The 16,224-nt window shown below is 73.9% G+C and carries 15 protein-coding genes; 9 read left to right on the top strand and 6 right to left on the bottom strand.

Going from position 1 to position 16,224, the window contains the following annotated elements; genetic code table 11:
• Both ABT034_RS18860 and ABT034_RS18865 read left to right on the top strand, forming a co-directional pair.
• Entirely contained in the window at positions 1-1,287 is a 1,287-nt protein-coding gene (locus tag ABT034_RS18860; RefSeq protein WP_351216498.1) for an acyl-CoA dehydrogenase family protein, read from the top strand.
• Positions 1,288-1,758, top strand: a complete 471-nt coding sequence (locus ABT034_RS18865; RefSeq protein ID WP_351216500.1) for a nitroreductase family deazaflavin-dependent oxidoreductase — start codon at positions 1,288-1,290, stop codon at positions 1,756-1,758.
• Positions 1,759-1,845: 87 nt separating this feature from the next.
• Here the strand turns inward: ABT034_RS18865 and ABT034_RS18870 are convergent, their stop codons facing one another.
• Positions 1,846-2,493 carry a TetR family transcriptional regulator gene (locus ABT034_RS18870; RefSeq protein WP_015034308.1) on the bottom strand — a complete coding sequence of 216 codons (648 nt, stop codon included), beginning with the start codon at positions 2,491-2,493 and terminating at the stop codon, positions 1,846-1,848.
• Between the two features lie 331 nt (positions 2,494-2,824).
• Between ABT034_RS18870 and ABT034_RS18875 the strand changes: the two genes are divergently transcribed.
• On the top strand, positions 2,825-3,619 hold the full coding sequence (locus ABT034_RS18875; RefSeq protein ID WP_351216502.1) for a VOC family protein: 795 nt from the start codon (positions 2,825-2,827) through the stop codon (positions 3,617-3,619).
• A gap of 197 nt (positions 3,620-3,816) precedes the next feature.
• The gene (gene afsK / locus ABT034_RS18880) at positions 3,817-6,267 is read left to right on the top strand and encodes a protein serine/threonine kinase AfsK (RefSeq protein ID WP_351216504.1); all 2,451 of its coding nucleotides are present in this window, start codon (positions 3,817-3,819) and stop codon (positions 6,265-6,267) included.
• Between the two features lie 5 nt (positions 6,268-6,272).
• Here the strand turns inward: afsK and ABT034_RS18885 are convergent, their stop codons facing one another.
• Positions 6,273-6,899, bottom strand: coding sequence for a hypothetical protein (locus ABT034_RS18885; RefSeq protein ID WP_351216506.1), 627 nt, complete (start codon positions 6,897-6,899; stop codon positions 6,273-6,275).
• Positions 6,900-7,025: 126 nt separating this feature from the next.
• On the opposite strand from ABT034_RS18885, the gene ABT034_RS18890 reads away from it, so the two are divergent.
• Positions 7,026-7,634 (top strand): hypothetical protein, encoded by a 609-nt coding sequence (locus tag ABT034_RS18890; RefSeq protein WP_351216508.1) that lies wholly within the window; start codon positions 7,026-7,028, stop codon positions 7,632-7,634.
• A 10-nt stretch (positions 7,635-7,644) separates the two neighbouring features.
• Here the strand turns inward: ABT034_RS18890 and ABT034_RS18895 are convergent, their stop codons facing one another.
• Genes ABT034_RS18895 through ABT034_RS18905 form a run of 3 tightly spaced genes read right to left on the bottom strand, consistent with a single transcriptional unit; the run spans position 7,645 to position 10,019 of the window.
• On the bottom strand, positions 7,645-8,439 hold the full coding sequence (locus tag ABT034_RS18895; protein ID WP_351216510.1) for an enoyl-CoA hydratase/isomerase family protein: 795 nt from the start codon (positions 8,437-8,439) through the stop codon (positions 7,645-7,647).
• Positions 8,436-8,867 carry a Zn-ribbon domain-containing OB-fold protein gene (locus ABT034_RS18900; protein WP_351216512.1) on the bottom strand — a complete coding sequence of 144 codons (432 nt, stop codon included), beginning with the start codon at positions 8,865-8,867 and terminating at the stop codon, positions 8,436-8,438. The genes ABT034_RS18895 and ABT034_RS18900 overlap by 4 nt, the downstream gene beginning before the upstream one ends.
• A gap of 9 nt (positions 8,868-8,876) precedes the next feature.
• Complete coding sequence (locus ABT034_RS18905; RefSeq protein WP_351216514.1) at positions 8,877-10,019, bottom strand: lipid-transfer protein; 1,143 nt, start codon at positions 10,017-10,019, stop codon at positions 8,877-8,879.
• Between the two features lie 83 nt (positions 10,020-10,102).
• Between ABT034_RS18905 and ABT034_RS18910 the strand changes: the two genes are divergently transcribed.
• Both ABT034_RS18910 and ABT034_RS18915 read left to right on the top strand, forming a co-directional pair.
• On the top strand, positions 10,103-11,653 hold the full coding sequence (locus ABT034_RS18910; protein WP_351216516.1) for a FadD3 family acyl-CoA ligase: 1,551 nt from the start codon (positions 10,103-10,105) through the stop codon (positions 11,651-11,653).
• 162 nt (positions 11,654-11,815) lie between these two features.
• Complete coding sequence (locus ABT034_RS18915) at positions 11,816-12,493, top strand: LppU/SCO3897 family protein (RefSeq protein ID WP_351216518.1); 678 nt, start codon at positions 11,816-11,818, stop codon at positions 12,491-12,493.
• Here ABT034_RS18915 and ABT034_RS18920 read toward each other — a convergent pair.
• Positions 12,481-13,893 (bottom strand): DUF2079 domain-containing protein, encoded by a 1,413-nt coding sequence (locus ABT034_RS18920; RefSeq protein WP_351216520.1) that lies wholly within the window; start codon positions 13,891-13,893, stop codon positions 12,481-12,483. The two genes, ABT034_RS18915 and ABT034_RS18920, sit on opposite strands and share 13 nt — an antisense overlap.
• A 94-nt stretch (positions 13,894-13,987) precedes the next feature.
• Between ABT034_RS18920 and ABT034_RS18925 the strand changes: the two genes are divergently transcribed.
• Both ABT034_RS18925 and ABT034_RS18930 read left to right on the top strand, forming a co-directional pair.
• The gene (locus ABT034_RS18925; protein WP_351216522.1) at positions 13,988-14,662 is read left to right on the top strand and encodes a response regulator transcription factor; all 675 of its coding nucleotides are present in this window, start codon (positions 13,988-13,990) and stop codon (positions 14,660-14,662) included.
• Positions 14,655-16,190 carry a sensor histidine kinase gene (locus ABT034_RS18930; RefSeq protein ID WP_351216524.1) on the top strand — a complete coding sequence of 512 codons (1,536 nt, stop codon included), beginning with the start codon at positions 14,655-14,657 and terminating at the stop codon, positions 16,188-16,190. The genes ABT034_RS18925 and ABT034_RS18930 overlap by 8 nt, the downstream gene beginning before the upstream one ends.
• Positions 16,191-16,224 lie beyond the last annotated feature (34 nt).

The raw sequence follows: 16,224 nt of genomic DNA on the forward strand, positions 1-16,224 counted from the left end.
ATGGACGCCGCCGAACGTGTGCCGCTCGCCGCCACCGGAACCGATCCGATCGCTGGCCCGCTCGTCGACCCGCTCACCGGTCCGCTCGCCGAGGAGCAGGAGGAGATCCGTCGCACCCTGCGCGAGCTCCTCGCCGCACGCGCCGGGCCCCGCGAGAACCTTGCGGCCGTCGCCCACCCCCAGGGGTACGACCCCGAGCTCTGGGGGTGGATGTCCGGCCCCCGGATGTCCGGTGCCCTCGGTCTTGCCGGGCTGACCCTCCCCGAGGAGTACGGAGGCGCCGGCCGGGGGCCCGCCTCGCTCGCCCTCGTCTGCGAGGAGACCGGCCGCGCCCTCGCCCCCTCCCCGCTCCTCGCCACCAGCGTCCTCACCGCCCCGCTCCTCACCGCCCTCGGCACCCCCGCCCAGCGCGCCGCCCTGCTCCCCCGCCTCGCCGACGCCACCCTCACCTGCGCCCTCGCCGTCCCCGGCGGCTCCCTCGCCCTCGCCCTCGGCCTCACCGGCGACAACACCGCCGGCGACTGGTCCGGCGGCGGCCGCGCGGGCGGCGTCCAGGCCCGCGCCGACGGCGACGGCTGGCGGCTGTACGGCGAGGCCGCCCACGTCGTCGACGGGCACAGCGCCGGGCTGCTGCTCGTCGCCGCCCACACGGGAGGGTTCGCCCGCAGCCGTACGCTCCTCTTCCTCGTACGGACCGGCGAGGCCGACGTACCCGGTCTCGTCCGCGTCCGGACGCCCGCCCTCGACCGGACCCGGCCCCGGGCCACCGTCCAGTTCCGCGACACCCGGGCCGAACTCCTCGGCGAGGAACCGGCCGACGTCCTCGGCGCCCTCGCCGCCACCGGCCGCACCGCCGCCGCCATGCTGGCCGCCGAGGCGGTGGGCGCGGCCCGGGAGGCCCTCGACCGCGCCGCGGAGCGCATCGTCGACCGCGCCGCCGATCGAGCCGTCGGCGGCCGGGCCGTCTCGTCCTGTGCGGCCGAGCAGCGGCTCGCCGACCTCCACGTCCAGGTCGAGGCCGCCCGCTCCCTCACCTCCCGCGCGGTACGGGAACCCGGCCCCGGACCGGAGAGCGGGCCGCTCGCGCTCGCCCACGCCCTGGAGGCCCTGCGGGCCACCGCGGAGGAGTCCCTCCGGATCCACGGCGGCGACGGCTCCGCCGCGGAACACGATCCGCTCCTCTTCTTCGAGCGGGCCACGTCCGACGAGCTGCTCTTCGGTCCCGTGCGGCGGTTGCGCGCCCGGGCGGCGGAACGGACCGGACTCTTCGGAGAGGTGGCGGCGTAGATGCCCGTCGGACGCGGACTCGTGCAGAAGATCTCCTCGACCCGGGCCTTCGCCCGCGTCGGCCCCCGCGTCATCCCCGCCATGGACCGGGCCGTCCACCGGCTCACTCGGGGAAAAGTGCTGCTCAGCGCCCAGATGCTGCCCGGGGTCGTCCTCACCGCCCGGGGTGCGAAGAGCGGGCTGCCCCGGGTCACCCCGCTGGCCTGCATGCCGGAGCCGGACGGCCGCTGGCTGCTCGTCGGCTCCAACTTCGGCCGCCCCGGACACCCGGCGTGGACGGCGAACCTGCTCGCCCACCCGGACGCCGAGGTCAACTGGCGGGGCGAGGACGTGCCCGTACGGGCGGAGCTGCTCACGGGGGAGGAGCGGGCGGCGGCCTGGCGGGCGGCGCTGGACTTCTGGCCGCCGTACGCCACGTACCAGGCACGGGTGGAGCGCGAGATCAGGCTCTTCCGTCTCACCCGGCGGTAGCCGTGGACACGGCGACGCCGACGGCGGTCCGTGGGGGCGGGCCGCCGTCGGCGTCGACGACAGGACGGGTGGAGTAGGGGGTCGGGGCTATCTGGTCGGCTTCTTGCCGGTGATGCCCAGATGGACCAACAGGGCCAGGTTCGGCTTGAGTTCGGCCTGCTTCACACCCCAGGTCGTGAAGCCCTTCTGGTGGCCGGCGACCGCGGCCAGCATCGCCACGAGCGAACCGGCCATGGCGGCGGGGCTGACCTCCTTGTCGACCTTGCCCTTGGTCTGGAGCTCCTTCACCGCGTCCGTGAGGGAGTTGGTGACCGAGTTCAGGATCTTCATGCGGATCTTGTAGAACCGCTTGTCGCCCTCCGCGGCGCCGAGGTCGACGACCCTGAGGATCGCGTCGTGCTTCCGCCAGAAGTCCAGGAAGCCCTCGACGAGTTCCTCGGAGGTCTGCCAGCCGGCCTTCCCGACCCAGGAGCGGCCGGAGACCAGCTCGGTCAACCCGGCGCCCTCCTTGGCCATTTCCTCCGCGATCTCGAGAACGGCCCCCTCGACGTCCGGGAAGTACTGATAGAACGTCGCGGGTGAAGTACCCGCCTTCCGGGCCACATCGATGACCTTGACGTCCCGGTAGGGCGAGGAGCTGAGCATCTCACCGAGGCAGTCGAGCAGCTTCTGCCGCGTCGCCTGACCGCGTCGTCCGGCCACGCGGCCGTCGACGGTGCGTACTTGTCCTGTCATGCCGTCAGCTTACCGAGGGGGTGTCGGCGCGCGATTCGGCCGAGTGCAAATGGGGTGCGACCCTGTCCCGCGGGTGTTCTGCGAGGTCGGCTCGCGTGTTGCGGCTCGGTGCGCAGGGGCGGGTTCAAGCCAGTGTGGTGGCGCCGCGGGGTCATGGCGGGGTCCGGTCGGGGGAGCCCTCGGGAGCCCCGTACTCGAATAGGCTTATGAACAGGCTGTGGACAACTTCGGTGGACAACTCAAGCGCCCCAAGGGTCGTAGTGGGTCGAATCGTCTCTTTGTTCGTATTTCGGGGCGTGCGGCGCCGCCCCCGCCGCCCTAGCGTGGAGCCATGGCGGCACGCACTGAGGGCACCCCCTGCTGGGTGGACGCACAGCTTCCCGACCTGGAGGCCGGCAAGCGGTTCTACGGCGAGCTCTTCGGCTGGACCTTCGACCCCGACCGCGACGAGGCCCTCCTCGACGGGCGACGCGTGGCCGGGCTCCTCCCCAAGCGCGACGGCCGCATGCCCACCACCTGGACCCTCTACCTCGCCACCCGGGACGCCGGCACCCTCTCCACCCGGATCAAGGCCGCAGGCGGGCAGATGGTCATGGAGCCGTACCCCGTCGGCCCGTTCGGCGTCCTCGCCCTCGCCGCCGACCCCGGCGGCGCAGTCTTCGGGCTCCGGCAGGCGGGCGACGACGACGGGTTCGAGATCACGAACGAGCCGGGCGCCTTCTGCTGGATGGAGGTGTACACCCGCCGCCCCGCGGCGGTCGACACCTTCTACGCCACCGTCTTCGGCTACCTCGGCCGCCAGACCGACGCCGAGGAGGAGGGCAGGGACGAGGGCTTCGACTACCGCGTCTGGTCGCCTCCCGGCTCGCGGCCCGGCGACGACAGCGCCGCCTTCGGCGGGCGCGCCGTCATCACCGACGACTTCCCCGCCGAGATGCCCGGTCACGTCCTCGTCTACTTCGTCGTCCACGACTGCGACGAGGCCTGCGCCACCACCGTCCGCCTCGGCGGCCGCGTCGCCACCCCGCCCTTCGACACCCCGCACGGCCGCATCGCCGTCCTCCACGACAACCAGGGCGCCCGCTTCGCGGTCCTCGCGGAACCGAAGCCGGCCGACGGGAGCTGACCCGTACGGGCCGGTGAGAACCGCACCGTACGGGCGGTAGGACCGAGCCGTACCGGCCGGTACCCGCCCCCCGCCGGACCGCCCCCCATGACCTGCGACACCCCGATCCGCCCCCGGGTTCGCAACCGGGCCCTCGGACAGGAAGAATCAGGGCCACGGGGCCGTACTCATGGCCCGTACGGGGAGGTGGCAGGCAAGTGGAACAGCTGACGCAGCACGACCCGAGACGTATCGGGCCCTTCGAGGTGCTGGGCCGGCTCGGCGCGGGCGGGATGGGCCTGGTCTATCTCGCGCGTTCGGCCTCGGGCCGGCGCGTGGCGATCAAGACCGTGCGCACGGAGCTCGCGGAGGACCAGCTGTTCCGGGTCCGCTTCACCCGGGAGGTGGAGGCCGCGCGGGCGGTCTCCGGCTTCTACACGGCCGCCGTCGTGGACGCCGACCCCCGGGCCGCCGTGCCCTGGCTGGCGACCGCCTACGTCCCCGCGCCCTCGCTCGAAGAGATAGTGAACGAGTGCGGGCCGCTCCCGGCCCAGGCCGTGCGCTGGCTGGCCGCCGGTGTCGCCGAGGCCCTGCAGTCCATCCACGGCGCGGGCCTGGTCCACCGCGACCTCAAGCCCTCCAACGTCCTCGTCGTCGAGGACGGCCCCCGGGTGATCGACTTCGGCATCGCGTCGGGCGTCTCCAACACGCGCCTGACCATGACCAACGTCGCCGTCGGCACCCCGGCCTACATGTCGCCCGAGCAGGCCCGCGACTCGCGCAGCGTCACCGGCGCGAGCGATGTCTTCTCGCTGGGCTCCATGCTGGTCTTCGCCGCCACCGGCCACGCGCCGTACCACGGCGCCAATCCGGTCGAGACCGTCTTCATGCTGCTCCGCGAGGGCCCCGACCTGGAGGGCCTGCCCGAGGAGCTGCGGCCCCTCATCGACTCCTGTATGCAGACGGACGTCTCCCGCCGGCCCACCCCGGCCGACCTCCAGGCGCAGCTCGCCCCGCACCTCTTCGGCCCCGGCAGCGACGACAGCGGTACGGCGTCGGCCTGGCTGCCGGAGAGCGCCACCGCCATGATCGAGACCCGCCGCGGCGGCCGTCCCGCCCCGGCGCCGACCGCGCCGCCGATGCCGCCGCGCCCGCCGCGGCAGCCCGGCGGTGGCGGCGACCCGCGCTTCCCCGAGGCCGCGCCCGGCGGCGGCGGTGGCCGTCGTCCCGAGCCCGCGCCCGTCGGTGGCGGCCGGCACGCGGGGCCCGCCGAGAGCGCGGGCGGGCCCGTACGCCTCGCGGGCGTGACCGTCCCGATCGGCCCCGGCCCCCGGGTCGCCGACACCCGCGCCGCCCTCGCCGTCGGCCGGGGCGCCGACGCCGGTCCCGGTCCCGCGACCGGCTGGATCCGGCCTCCCGGCGGCGGCCCGCACGGCGCGGACCCGGGTGCGCATCCGGGGGAGCCCGGCCCGCCGCCCGGCTCCCGCCCGGTGAACGTCCCCGCCCAGGGCTCCGAGCCGGCCGAGCCCGGCCCGTGGCGGCCGTGGCGCTTCCGCATGTCGAACGACGTGTGGGGGACCCCGGTGGTGGACGGCGACCTGTTGTACGTGACCTCGTTCGAGGTACACGCCCTGGACACCGGCAGCGGCCGGCGCCAGTTCAAGACCCGGGACGTCGCCTGGTCCATGGCCGTCGCCTCCGGCCGTATCCACGCCTCCGACGGGCCCACGCTCTACGCCCTCGACGCGACCGACGGCAGCGAGCGCTGGCGGCTGCGGACGGACGCCTGGGTGTACTCGCTCCAGGTCGACCGGGGCACGGTCGTCACCGGCACGCGCGGCGGCGGGGTGCAGGGCTGGGAGGCCTCCAACGGCTCCAAGCTGTGGGAGATCACCGGCGCCCAGACCGACTTCGAGACCCCGGAGGCGGGGCCGTCGGTGCACGGCGACACCGTGTACGTGTGGCGGGACGCCCGGCTCCAGGCCCTCGACGCCCGTACGGGCGTGGAGCGCTGGTCGTACCCCATCGGCGACGCCGCGTCCTGCGCCAACGTGCCGGTCCGGGTCGCCCCCGCCGAGGACGGCTGCGTGTACGTCTCCGCCGGGACGCGGGTCCTGTCGATCGACATCGCCGCCGGGCACGTCCGCTGGCACTTCGAGGCGCCGGCCGTCTTCCTCTCCCCGCCGGCGTTCGCGCCGGGGCCCGCCGTGACGGGCGGCGGGGTGTACCTCTCCGACCACCTCGGCACGGTGTACGCGATCGACGCCACCACCGGGCAGGACCGCTGGCGGATCGCGACCGAGCCGCGCCAGTCGGCCGAACCGGTGCTCGTCGCCGACGGCAACGTGCACGTCGGCAGCGGTAGCGCGCTCTACACGCTCGACGCCGTCACGGGCACGCCCAGGTGGCGGTTCGCGGCGGGCGGCGAACTGGTCGGCTCCCCGGTCGTCGCCGACGGACGGGTGCACTTCGGCTCGGCCGACCACGTCCTCTACACCCTGGACGCGACCGGCGGTCAGCTGCGCTGGAAGCTCGCGACCGGCGGCGAGATCACCGGCTCGCCGGTGGCGAAGGGCGGGGTCGTGTACGCGTGCAGCAAGGACCGCTGCGTGTACGCGCTCGACGCGGTCAAGGGCACGGCCACCGGCCGGGGGGCCGCCGCGCGGTAGCGGGGCTACTGCCGTGGCGGCGGGTTCTCCCGGTCCGGGTCCCACGTCGGGACGTCGTACGTCTGCGTCGAGGCGTACGGCGTCGAGGCCTGGGGGTGCCGGCGGGGATCGGCCGGGGTGTCGTCCTGCGGCGGGCCGTCGAGGGGCGGGCCGCCGTGCGGCGGCTGCTGGTCCAGCGGCGGGTGCTGGTGGCGGGGCTTCCCGTCCACCCGGTGCGCCCGGGTCCTGCCGGACATGACGAGCGCGCCGAGCAGCAGCAGGACGCCGCCGCCGGAGGCGAATCCGACGCCGTCACCGAGCCCCGTACCGTCGCCGCCGACCGTGAGGCTGCCCTCGGCCTGCCCGACCCGCACCATCCACAGGATCGTGAAGCCGAGGACGACGACCCCGGCGAGGGCGACGAGCAGGCGCGAGCGCAGCACCACACCGACGAGGGTGAGGAGCGCGGCGAGGAGGAACGGCAGCAGGATCGAGCCCAGGACGTCGGCCTTGTCGCCCGTGATGCCGGTGAACAGGTCGCCGAGGGCGTAGTCGCGTCCGTGACGGCCGTCGTACCAGGCACGGAAGGGGCTCCAGACGGCGGCCGTCGCTCCGGCGAGAGCCAGGACCGAGCCGACGATGTTGCGAATCATCGATGCGGCCTCCTGACGGTCCGGGCGCTCCCGCTCCCGACGCTACGCCCGGTGCGGGGGGCCCGCCAGGCGGCATCGGGACGTGGTTAGAGTGGCGCGGACACGACAGGGATGGCGGGGACGGCGATGGTACGCACACGTCTGAAGCTGGCGGCGACGCTCACGGTGGTGGTGCTCGCGCTGACCGGATTCCAGACCGGCAAGGGCGGCAGCAGCGGCGGCAGCGGCGGCGGCAGCGGGAAGAGCAAGAGCCGCTCGGACGACGACTCCGGCGGCGGCTGCTCCAACGACGAGAAGAGCAACGACGACTACAGCGGGTCGGGCGGCAACAGCGCCGCCGACGAGTACACGTACGACCCCGCGCCGACCGCCACTCCGACGGCGGACGTCCGCGTCACCGTCGTCGACTGCGTGAAGCCCGCGCAGAAGAAGCGCAAGGGCAAGCCGGCCCGCAAGGCGGACACCACGGCCACGGTGAGGATCACCTCGGACGCGTGGGAGGAGAAGACGTTCCGGGTCGTCGTGCGGTTCGAGGGGGCGGGTCACAAGGTGGTGGACCAGGCCGAGACGACGGTCACGGTCGAGCGCCGGGGGACGAAGACCTTCGAGGTGGAGATGGCGCACCCGGGGACCGTCGACCGGGTGAGGGAGTGCGTCGCCCTCGACGAGGGCGAGGCCGACGGGGCCACCGCCTCGACCACGCCCTCCTCGACCCCTTCGCCCACCTCGTCCTGAACCCCGCTGCCTACCTCGTCCTGAACCCCGCTGCCCGACGCACGAACAGCTCCGCCTGCCGCTCCGGTGACAGGTTCCCCAGGGCCACCAGATGCGGCGCGTGGGCGAGGGCCTGGGCCCTGGCCGTCTCCTTCACCGACCACAGGGCCCGGACCGTGCCCTGGACCCCCTCCGTGGGATGGCCGGCGATGACGGTGGCGGCCGTGAGGGCGGCGCCGAGCGCCCCGCCGGGCTCCGTCACCTCGCTGACCAGCCCCGTCTCGTACGCCCGCCGGGCCGAGATCCGTTCCGCGCTGCCCATCAGCGCCATCCGGGCGATCTCCCCGTAGGGCATCCGCTGCGCCATGTGGACGGTCTCGAAGGCGCTGACCATCCCGTAGGTGGTGTGCGGGTCGAAGAAGGTGGCGTCCTCGCCCGCGATCAGGAACTCCGACTCGCCGAGCAGGTAGAACGCCCCGCCGCAGGCCATCCCCTCGACGGCGGCGATCACCGGCTTCCACAGGTCGTTCGCCTTGGGGCCGATCGTGAGGAGCGGATCGTCGATCGTGTACGGGGAGGAGGGCTGGGGGATGTCCCCGACGGCGGCCCGGTCGATCCCGGTGCAGAAGGCCCGCCCCCCGGCCCCGGTGACGACGATCGCGCGGACCTCGTCCTCGTACCGGAACCCCCGCCAGACGGCGGCCAGTTCGCGGGCCATGTCCAGGGTGATCGCGTTGTGCTTCTCCGCCCGGTCGAGGGTGACGACCGCGACGCCGGTCTCCTTGTCGCGGTCGACCGTGATGCCGGGGGCGCCGGGGGTTCTCATCCGCGCTCCAGGAGCCAGCGGGGGACGGCGAGGCCGTCGAGCTCGGTGAACGCGACCTTCACCGGGGCGCCGATGCGCAGCCGTCCCGGGTCGACCGAGTTCAGGGGCGCGTCGGGGGCGGCGACGACGTTGCCGACGAGGCGGATGCGGGGGGCGTCGGCGAGTTCGACGAGCACCGCGTTGTACGGGGCCTGGGCGGCGTACTCGGGCAGGAGCGGCGGGTGGGGCAGGACGTACGACCAGATCCGGCCGCGTCCGGACATGAGCCGCCACTCGCTGTCGAAGGAGCGGCAGTGCGGGCAGCAGGGGCGGGGCGGGAAGCGGAGCTCGCCGCAGTCGGGGGCCGCGCAGGCCTGGACGCGGAGCTCGCCCCGGGCGGTGTACTCCCAGAAGGGGGCGCCGTCCGTGTCGGTGACGGGGGTCAGCATCTCGACTCCTCAGTTCCTGAGCAGGATCGCGGAGGTGGGGACGCCCTCGCCGGCCGTGACGAGGCAGGTGGCGGCGTCGGGGACTTGGGCGGTGGAGGTGCCGCGGAGCTGCTTCACGCCCTCGGTGATGAGGTTGAAGCCGTGGACGTACGCCTCCGAGAGCCCGCCGCCGCCGGTGTTGAGGGGGAGCCGGCCGCCGATCTCCAGGGCGCCGCCCTCGGTGAAGGCGGCGCCCTCACCGCGCCCGCAGAAGCCGTATCCCTCAAGGGAGAGCGGGACGAGCGGGGTGAAGGCGTCGTAGATCTGGGCGACGTCGACGTCCTGGGGGCCGAAGTCGGCGTGCTTCCAGAGGTGGCGGGCGGCCGTCCAGGCGGGTCCGGACAGGGGGTCGTCGTTCCAGTAGTTGACCATGCCGTGGTGCTGGGCGGGCAGGCCCTGGGCGGCGGAGTGGACGTACACCGGCTTCCGGCGGCAGTCGCGGGCCCGCTCGGCGGAGACGATCACGCACGCCAACGCCCCGTCCGTCTCCAGACAGTTGTCGAAAAGGCAGAGGGGTTCGCTGATCCACCGGGCGTTCATGTACATCTCGCGGGTCAGCGGGCGCTCGTACATGATCGCGTCGGGGTTCTGGTTGGCGCGGTTGCGGCAGGCGAGGGCGACGTTGAAGAGGTGGTCGCGGGTGGCGCCGTACTCGTGCATGTAGCGGCGGGCGAGCATGCCGATCTCGTCGGCGGGGCGGAGCAGGCCGAACGGCCGGGTCCACTGGCCGGGGGTGGGCAGCTGGACGGCGGTGTTCTTCCAGGGGCGCGGCCCGCTGCCCCGCTTCCGCGACCGCCAGGCGACGCCGACGCTCGCCTGACCGGTGGCGACGGCGGCGGCGAGGTGGCCGACGGTCGCGCAGGAGCCGCCGCCGCCGTAGCCGACCTTGGAGAAGAAGGTCACGTCGCCGGCGCCGATGGCCTTGGCGACCTCGACCTCGTCGGTCTCCTCCATCGTGTACGAGGCGAAGCCGTCGACCTCGGACGGGTCGATCCCCGCGTCGTCGAGGGCGGCGAGGATCGCCCGGCAGGCGAGGGCCTTCTCGGTCTCGGGGAGCTGTTTCGCGAAGGCGGTCTGACCTATCCCGACAATGGCGGTGGCGTCCTTGAGCACGGAACCTCCCGATGCGACAGCACTGCTGACAGCGCGTCAGGTTACAACTAATCTGACGAACAGTCAGCTACAGGAGGTGGGGTATGCGCGGCGACCTGGAGTGGGGCACGATCCCCGGTCTCGTACGGGCGGCGGCCGAGCGGTACGGCGCGCGGGAGGCCGTCGTCGACGGCCGGACCCGCGTGAGCTACGCCGAACTCGGCGCACGCGTCGAACGGGCCGCCGCCGCCTGCCTCGCCACCGGCGTCCGGACCGGCGACCGGGTGGCGGTCTGGGCCCCCAACACCCTGGACTGGATCGTCTCCGCGCTCGGCGCGGTCACCGCCGGCGCCGTCCTCGTCCCCCTGAACACCCGCTTCAAGGGCACCGAGGCCGCCCACGTCCTCCAGCGCTCCCGGGCCCGGCTGCTCTTCGTCACCGGCACCTTCCTCGGCACCTCGTACGTGGCCTCCCTGCGCCGCTGCGGAGTGGCGCTGCCGCACCTGGAGAGGGTCGTGGTCCTCGGGGACACCGCCCCGGACGACGCGGGCTGGACGACCTGGAAGGCCTTCCTCGCGGAGGGCGACAGCGTCCCGGCCGCCCGGGTCCGCGCGCGGGCCGACTCGATCGCCCCCGGCGCACCCTCCGACATCATCTACACCTCAGGCACCACCGGCCGCCCCAAGGGCGCGGTCATCAGCCACGCCCAGAGCCTGCGCTGCTACGCGATCTGGTCCGAGCTCGCGGGCCTCCGGGAGGGCGACCGCTATCTCGTCGTCAACCCCTTCTTCCACACCTTCGGCTACAAGGCCGGGATCCTCGCCTGCCTGATGCGGGGCGCGGTGATCGTCCCGCAGTCCGTCTTCACCGTCGACACGGTCCTCGCCAACATCGCCGCCGAACGCATCACGGTCCTGCCCGGCCCGCCCACCCTCCACCAGTCGCTCCTGGACCACCCCGCCCGCCCGGCCCACGACCTCACCTCCCTCCGCCTCGTCGTGACGGGCGCGGCCGTGGTCCCCCTCCGGCTCGTCGAACGCCTCCGCGCCGACCTGGGCGTCGGTACGGTCCTCACGGCGTACGGCCTCTCCGAGGCGAGCGGCATCGTCACCATGTGCCGCCGCGACGACCCGGACACGACCGTCGCCACCACCTCGGGCCGCCCGATCCCCGGCACCGAGGTCCGTCTCTCCCCGACCGGTGAGGTCCTGGTCCGCGGCCACCACGTGATGAGCGGCTACGACGACGACGAGGAGGCGACGGCGGCGGCGATCGACGCGGACGGCTGGCTCCGTACGGGGGACGTCGGCGTCCTCGACGAGGCCGGCAACCTGCGGATCACCGACCGGCTCAAGGACATGTTCATCGTGGGCGGCTTCAACGCCTACCCGGCCGAGATCGAGCAACTCCTCGGCCTCCACCCCGACATCGCGGACGTGGCCGTGATCGGCGTCCCCGACGCGAGACTGGGGGAGGTGGGCAAGGCCTTCGCGGTACGGCGACCGGGGGCGAGGGTCACGGCGGACGACCTGATCGCCTGGTCGCGGCGGGAGATGGCGAACTACAAGGTGCCGAGACAGGTCGAGTTCGTGGACGAACTGCCGAGAAACGCGAGCGGGAAGGTGGTGAAGGGGGTGCTGCGGGAGGGAAGGTAGGTGGGGGGTGTTCAAGGAGTGGGGTGCCGGAATCGCTGACCGCGCCTCCCGTGCTTCCCGCGCCCCGCGCGGCCGGTGCGCAACCAACCCCCTCCGTGTACACGTCATATGGGCAGTCCCGCACCTCTACCTCCCCACCCCTCCCCTCCTCAGGAGCAGCCGGTGTCGACGCAAGAGATTCCCCTGACCCTCACCCCTCAGCAGGCCGCCCAGGGCGTGATCCTCACCGTCCAGCTGCCGACCGGGCCCGCTCACATCACCGTCCGTCCCTGCCACCACGGCGAGCTCGTCGCGGCCCGGTTCGGCGAGGGCACCGTGTATCTGCGCATCACGGTCGCCGGCGCGGCGCAGCCCGCCAAGAAGTCCGGGATCCTCGGCTGCCTGGTCCCCCTCTTCGTCATCGGCGCGATCATCGGAGGCATATCCCTCCTGAGCGACGGCGACGGCGACGACGGCGCGGCCGGCTCCAAGGGCCCCGGCCCGGTGGTGGTGCCGACCTTCTCGTTCGAGCCGCCGCCCGTCCTCGGCGACCCCACGGCCACGGCGACGGCCACCCCCACCGAGGAGGAGCCCGACCCCTACGACAAGGGCACCTGCCTCAACGGCTCCCTCCCCGACTCGACGACCGCGCAGACCGTCGACGACGTCGAGGAGGTCCCCTGCTCGGCGGCCGACGCCCACTACAAGGTGATCCAGACCTTCCCCTTCACCTCCGACATGGACAACTGCAACTCCAACCCCAAGACGCAGTACGCCTTCTCGCACCGCTACACGATGAACGGCGCCGTCGTCAGCGAGTACGTGTACTGCCTGATCGGCCTCGGTTCCTACGCCCGCTGACCCGTCCGCGCGAGCACGACGATCCCGGCCTCCTCCCGCACGACCCGCCACCCCGCCGCGGCGGCCCGCTCCAGAACGCCGCCGACCGCGCCGGCCGGGTACTTCTCCGCCCGGTCCGCCACGATCCACTCCACGACCGGGCGCCGGTCCAGGACCCCGTCCGCGACCAGGTGCACGGTCGCCCGGTCGGTCAGGTGCGGGGCCAGACTGTTGCTCGCCGCGACCCGGGCCCCGTCCGGCACCAGCTCGACGGCCCGGCGGGCGGCGGCCTCCCGGGGCCCGTCCCGCCAGAAACCGGGGGTGACGAGCGCCGCCACCGGCTGGACGGGCAGCAGCAGGAGCGCGACCGCCAGGGGCACGGAGAGCGGCAGCCGGGCGCCCCTGCGCAGGGCGTCGACGAGGGCGGCGAAGGCGATCGGCACGAGCACCGCCGAGTAGTGGAGCCCCGGCTCCCAGTGGGCGGGGTTGGCGGAGGTGAACCGCCAGGCGAGAGTGGGAAGCAGCAACCAGGCGAGCGGGCTGCGCAGCACGAGCCCGCCGGTCGCGGCGAGCAGCAGCAGGACGGTCAGCGCCTTCACGTGCCAGCCGTCGAGGAGCCCGTACGCCCCTGAAGCCGCGGACGACCCGGGGGTCTGGGCCAGGTACACGTACTGCCCGTCGGCGGCGAACGCCGGGATCACCCCGTACACGATCAGTACGGCGCCGAGCAGGGACCCGGCGGTGAGCGCGAGGCCGACGCGCCGGTCCTGCCGCGCGAGCAGCAGCCCGAGGACGGCGGTCGTCGCCCCCAGGTCCTCCTTCACCAGGAGCAGGGCGGCGGCCCAGCACGCGGCGGCCCGGGTCCGCCCGTCGAGGTACGCGCGGCAGGCGAGGGCGAGCAGCGGTACGGCGAACGCCACCTCGTGGAAGTCGAAACCGATCAGCTGCTGCACCCCCCAGCCGAGCCCGCACGCCGTCCCGACGGCCACCGGCGCGAACTTCCGCCCCGGCAGGTGCCGTTGCGCCGTCCGCGCGACGACGTACACGGCGAGGGCGACGAGCGCGGCCTGCGCGACGAGGAGCGTCTCGACGCGCGGGACGAGCCGGTAGAGCGGTGCGAGCAGGGCGAGGACCGGGTGGAAGTGGTCGCCGAGCAGCGGATACGCGTCCCCCGCGAAACCGGTCGGCGCGGTCGCCGCCCGGAGCTCCGAGGCGGGCGCCCGCCCCTCCGCGTACGAGCGCACCGCCTGCCCGAAGATCCCCAGGTCGTAGCCCGTCGTCCCGAACCGGGCGTGCTCGCGCAGCGCGAACACCGAGGAGGAGACGAAGGAGAGCAAGCCGAGCAGGCCGGGTACGGTCCGGGAAGCCGTACGGGAGAGGCAGGGTGGGGGAGCGGGCGTGGGGGAGAGGATCACAGCCATGGGGGCGACCCTCGGTGACCGACCCTGAGGCGGGGCTGAGGAACCCTGAGGATTTCCTCAGCCCCGCATCCGGCGCCCCGGAGATACTCGGCCCATGCGCGTACTGGTGATCGAGGACGAGGTGAGGATCGCCGCCTCACTGCGGCGCGGCCTCTCGGCCGTCGGGTACACGGTCGACGTGGCCCACGACGGCGTCACGGGGCTCCACCTGGCACGGGAGCACCGCTACGCGGCCGTCCTGCTCGACCTCATGCTGCCCGGCCTCAACGGCTACCAGGTCTGCTCGCGGCTCCGCGCCGAGGACAACGACGTGCCCGTGATGATGCTGACGGCCAAGAACGGCGAGTACGACGAGGCCGAGGGCCTCGACACGGGCGCCGACGACTACCTCGCCAAACCCTTCTCGTACGTCGTCCTGGAGGCCCGGCTCCGCGCCCTGCTGCGCCGCGGCGGCGCCCGCACCCGCACCCGCCTGGAGTGCGGCGACCTCTGGCTGGACCAGGCCCGCCGGACCTGCGGCCGGGGCGCCGAGCCGATCGCCCTGACCCCGAAGGAGTTCGCGGTGCTCCACTGCCTGCTGCTGCGCCCCGACGAGGTGGTCCCGACGCTCGACATCCTCGACGAGGTGTGGTCGGCGGACTTCACGGGCGACCCGAACATCGTGCACGTGTACATCAGCGCCGTACGGAAGAAGATCGACGCGCCGTTCGGGCGCGAGACGATCGAGACGGTGCGGGGGGCGGGGTACCGGGTGGCGGGCCGTGGCTGAGTGGTGGCGGCGCTACGGGCAGGCGGTGACGTCCGGGCTGGCCGCGTGGGGGGTCGTGGCGGCGGCGGTGATCTGGCTGGAGGCGGAGGACCGGGCGGTGGGGCCGCTCCCCTGGGTGATCCCCGAGGTGCTGGGCACCGACCGGGTGGGCCCGCAGATCGCGTTCCTCGCCTGGCCGGGCTTCGTGTGGGGCGCGCTGGGCGTAGGCGCCGCGGGCTGGCTCGCGGGCCGCGGCCATGTACGGACGGCGCGGCTCAGAGCGGCGGTGGTCGGCTTCCTGACGTCGGGCGCCCTCATGGTCATGTACACGCAGTGGCTCGTCCGGGAGAACCCGCTCAAGCCGTGGCTCGTGGCGAAGGAGGCCTTCCGCTGGGGCCTCATGTTCATCGGCCCCTCGGCGGGTCTGCTCACGGCGGCAGCGGTCTGGGCGGCGCTCGGCAGCGGCGCGGGCAGGATGCCGTACCGGAACCGAACGGTACTGGTGGCGGCGGTGACGACCGGCGGACTGTTCGCGGTGGCGATCGAGGTCATGCGACGGGCGCAGCCGGAGCACGCGGAGCCGATGGGCAACGCCTACTGGATCGCGCTGATCACGGGGGCGCCGCTCGTCGCCCTGCTCACCGGGGTACTGGTCCACGTCACGGCGGCACGCTCGCTGCGCCCCGTCGAGGCGATCCGGCGCGAACTCGCCGAGATCACGGGCCAGTCCCTCGACCGGCGCGTCCCCGTCCCGGCCACCGGCGACGTCATCGCCCGGCTCGCCGTCACCACGAACGACACGCTCGACCGCCTGGAGCAGTCCTCGGCACGCCAACAGCAGTTCGTGGCGGACGCCGCCCACGAACTCCGCAGCCCCCTCGCGGGGTTGCGCGCCCAGCTGGAGACGGCCCTGCGCCACCCGGACTCGGTCACGGACTGGCCGGAAGTGGTGGCGGAGGCAGCCGCCGACGTCGTACGCCTCCAGACGCTCGCCGACGATCTGCTGCTCCTGGCGAGCCACCGGGCCACGGCCGCGCCCCGGGAGCCGGTCGACCTGGCGGCCCTCGCGGAGGACCTGGTCCGCGAACACCAGCACCTGCCGGACGCCGCCGGGCTCGTGGTCACCTGCGAGGCCCCGGCGCCCGCGCTCGTCCACGGCAACGCGACCCGTCTGGAACGACTCCTCCGCAACCTCCTGGCGAACGCGTGCCGCCACGCGGAGTCGCAGATCACGGTCACGGTCACCGCGGACGGCACGTCGGTCACCCTCGCCGTGGCGGACGACGGCCCCGGCATCCCACCCGCCGACCGCGCCCGCGTCTTCGACCGCTTCACCCGCCTCGACGCCTCCCGCACCCGCGCCTCGGGCGGCGCGGGCCTGGGCCTCCCCATCGCCCGCGACATCGCCACCGACCACGCCGGCACCCTGACGGTCGAGGACGCGGCGCGCGGGGCGCGGCTGGTGGCGCGCTTCCCGGCGGGTCTCACCCCAAGCACGGGGTGTGCGTCCCGGACCTGTCCCGCGACGAGTACGTTCCAGCCGCGATGAGCAGCCTCGCCTACGCTACGGTCGAGAAGACCGT

The sequence above is a fragment of the Streptomyces sp. NPDC002773 genome (assembly GCF_040295605.1).
Taxonomy (GTDB): domain Bacteria; phylum Actinomycetota; class Actinomycetes; order Streptomycetales; family Streptomycetaceae; genus Streptomyces.

Coding starts and splice junctions, on each gene's coding strand:
- ABT034_RS18860 (WP_351216498.1), top strand. CDS start 1: ATGGACGCCGCCGAACGTGTGCCGCTCGCCGCCACCGGAACCGATCCG.
- ABT034_RS18865 (WP_351216500.1), top strand. CDS start 1,288: ATGCCCGTCGGACGCGGACTCGTGCAGAAGATCTCCTCGACCCGGGCC.
- ABT034_RS18870 (WP_015034308.1), bottom strand. CDS start 2,493: ATGACAGGACAAGTACGCACCGTCGACGGCCGCGTGGCCGGACGACGC.
- ABT034_RS18875 (WP_351216502.1), top strand. CDS start 2,825: ATGGCGGCACGCACTGAGGGCACCCCCTGCTGGGTGGACGCACAGCTT.
- ABT034_RS18885 (WP_351216506.1), bottom strand. CDS start 6,899: ATGATTCGCAACATCGTCGGCTCGGTCCTGGCTCTCGCCGGAGCGACG.
- ABT034_RS18890 (WP_351216508.1), top strand. CDS start 7,026: ATGGTACGCACACGTCTGAAGCTGGCGGCGACGCTCACGGTGGTGGTG.
- ABT034_RS18895 (WP_351216510.1), bottom strand. CDS start 8,439: ATGAGAACCCCCGGCGCCCCCGGCATCACGGTCGACCGCGACAAGGAG.
- ABT034_RS18900 (WP_351216512.1), bottom strand. CDS start 8,867: ATGCTGACCCCCGTCACCGACACGGACGGCGCCCCCTTCTGGGAGTAC.
- ABT034_RS18910 (WP_351216516.1), top strand. CDS start 10,103: ATGCGCGGCGACCTGGAGTGGGGCACGATCCCCGGTCTCGTACGGGCG.
- ABT034_RS18920 (WP_351216520.1), bottom strand. CDS start 13,893: ATGGCTGTGATCCTCTCCCCCACGCCCGCTCCCCCACCCTGCCTCTCC.
- ABT034_RS18925 (WP_351216522.1), top strand. CDS start 13,988: ATGCGCGTACTGGTGATCGAGGACGAGGTGAGGATCGCCGCCTCACTG.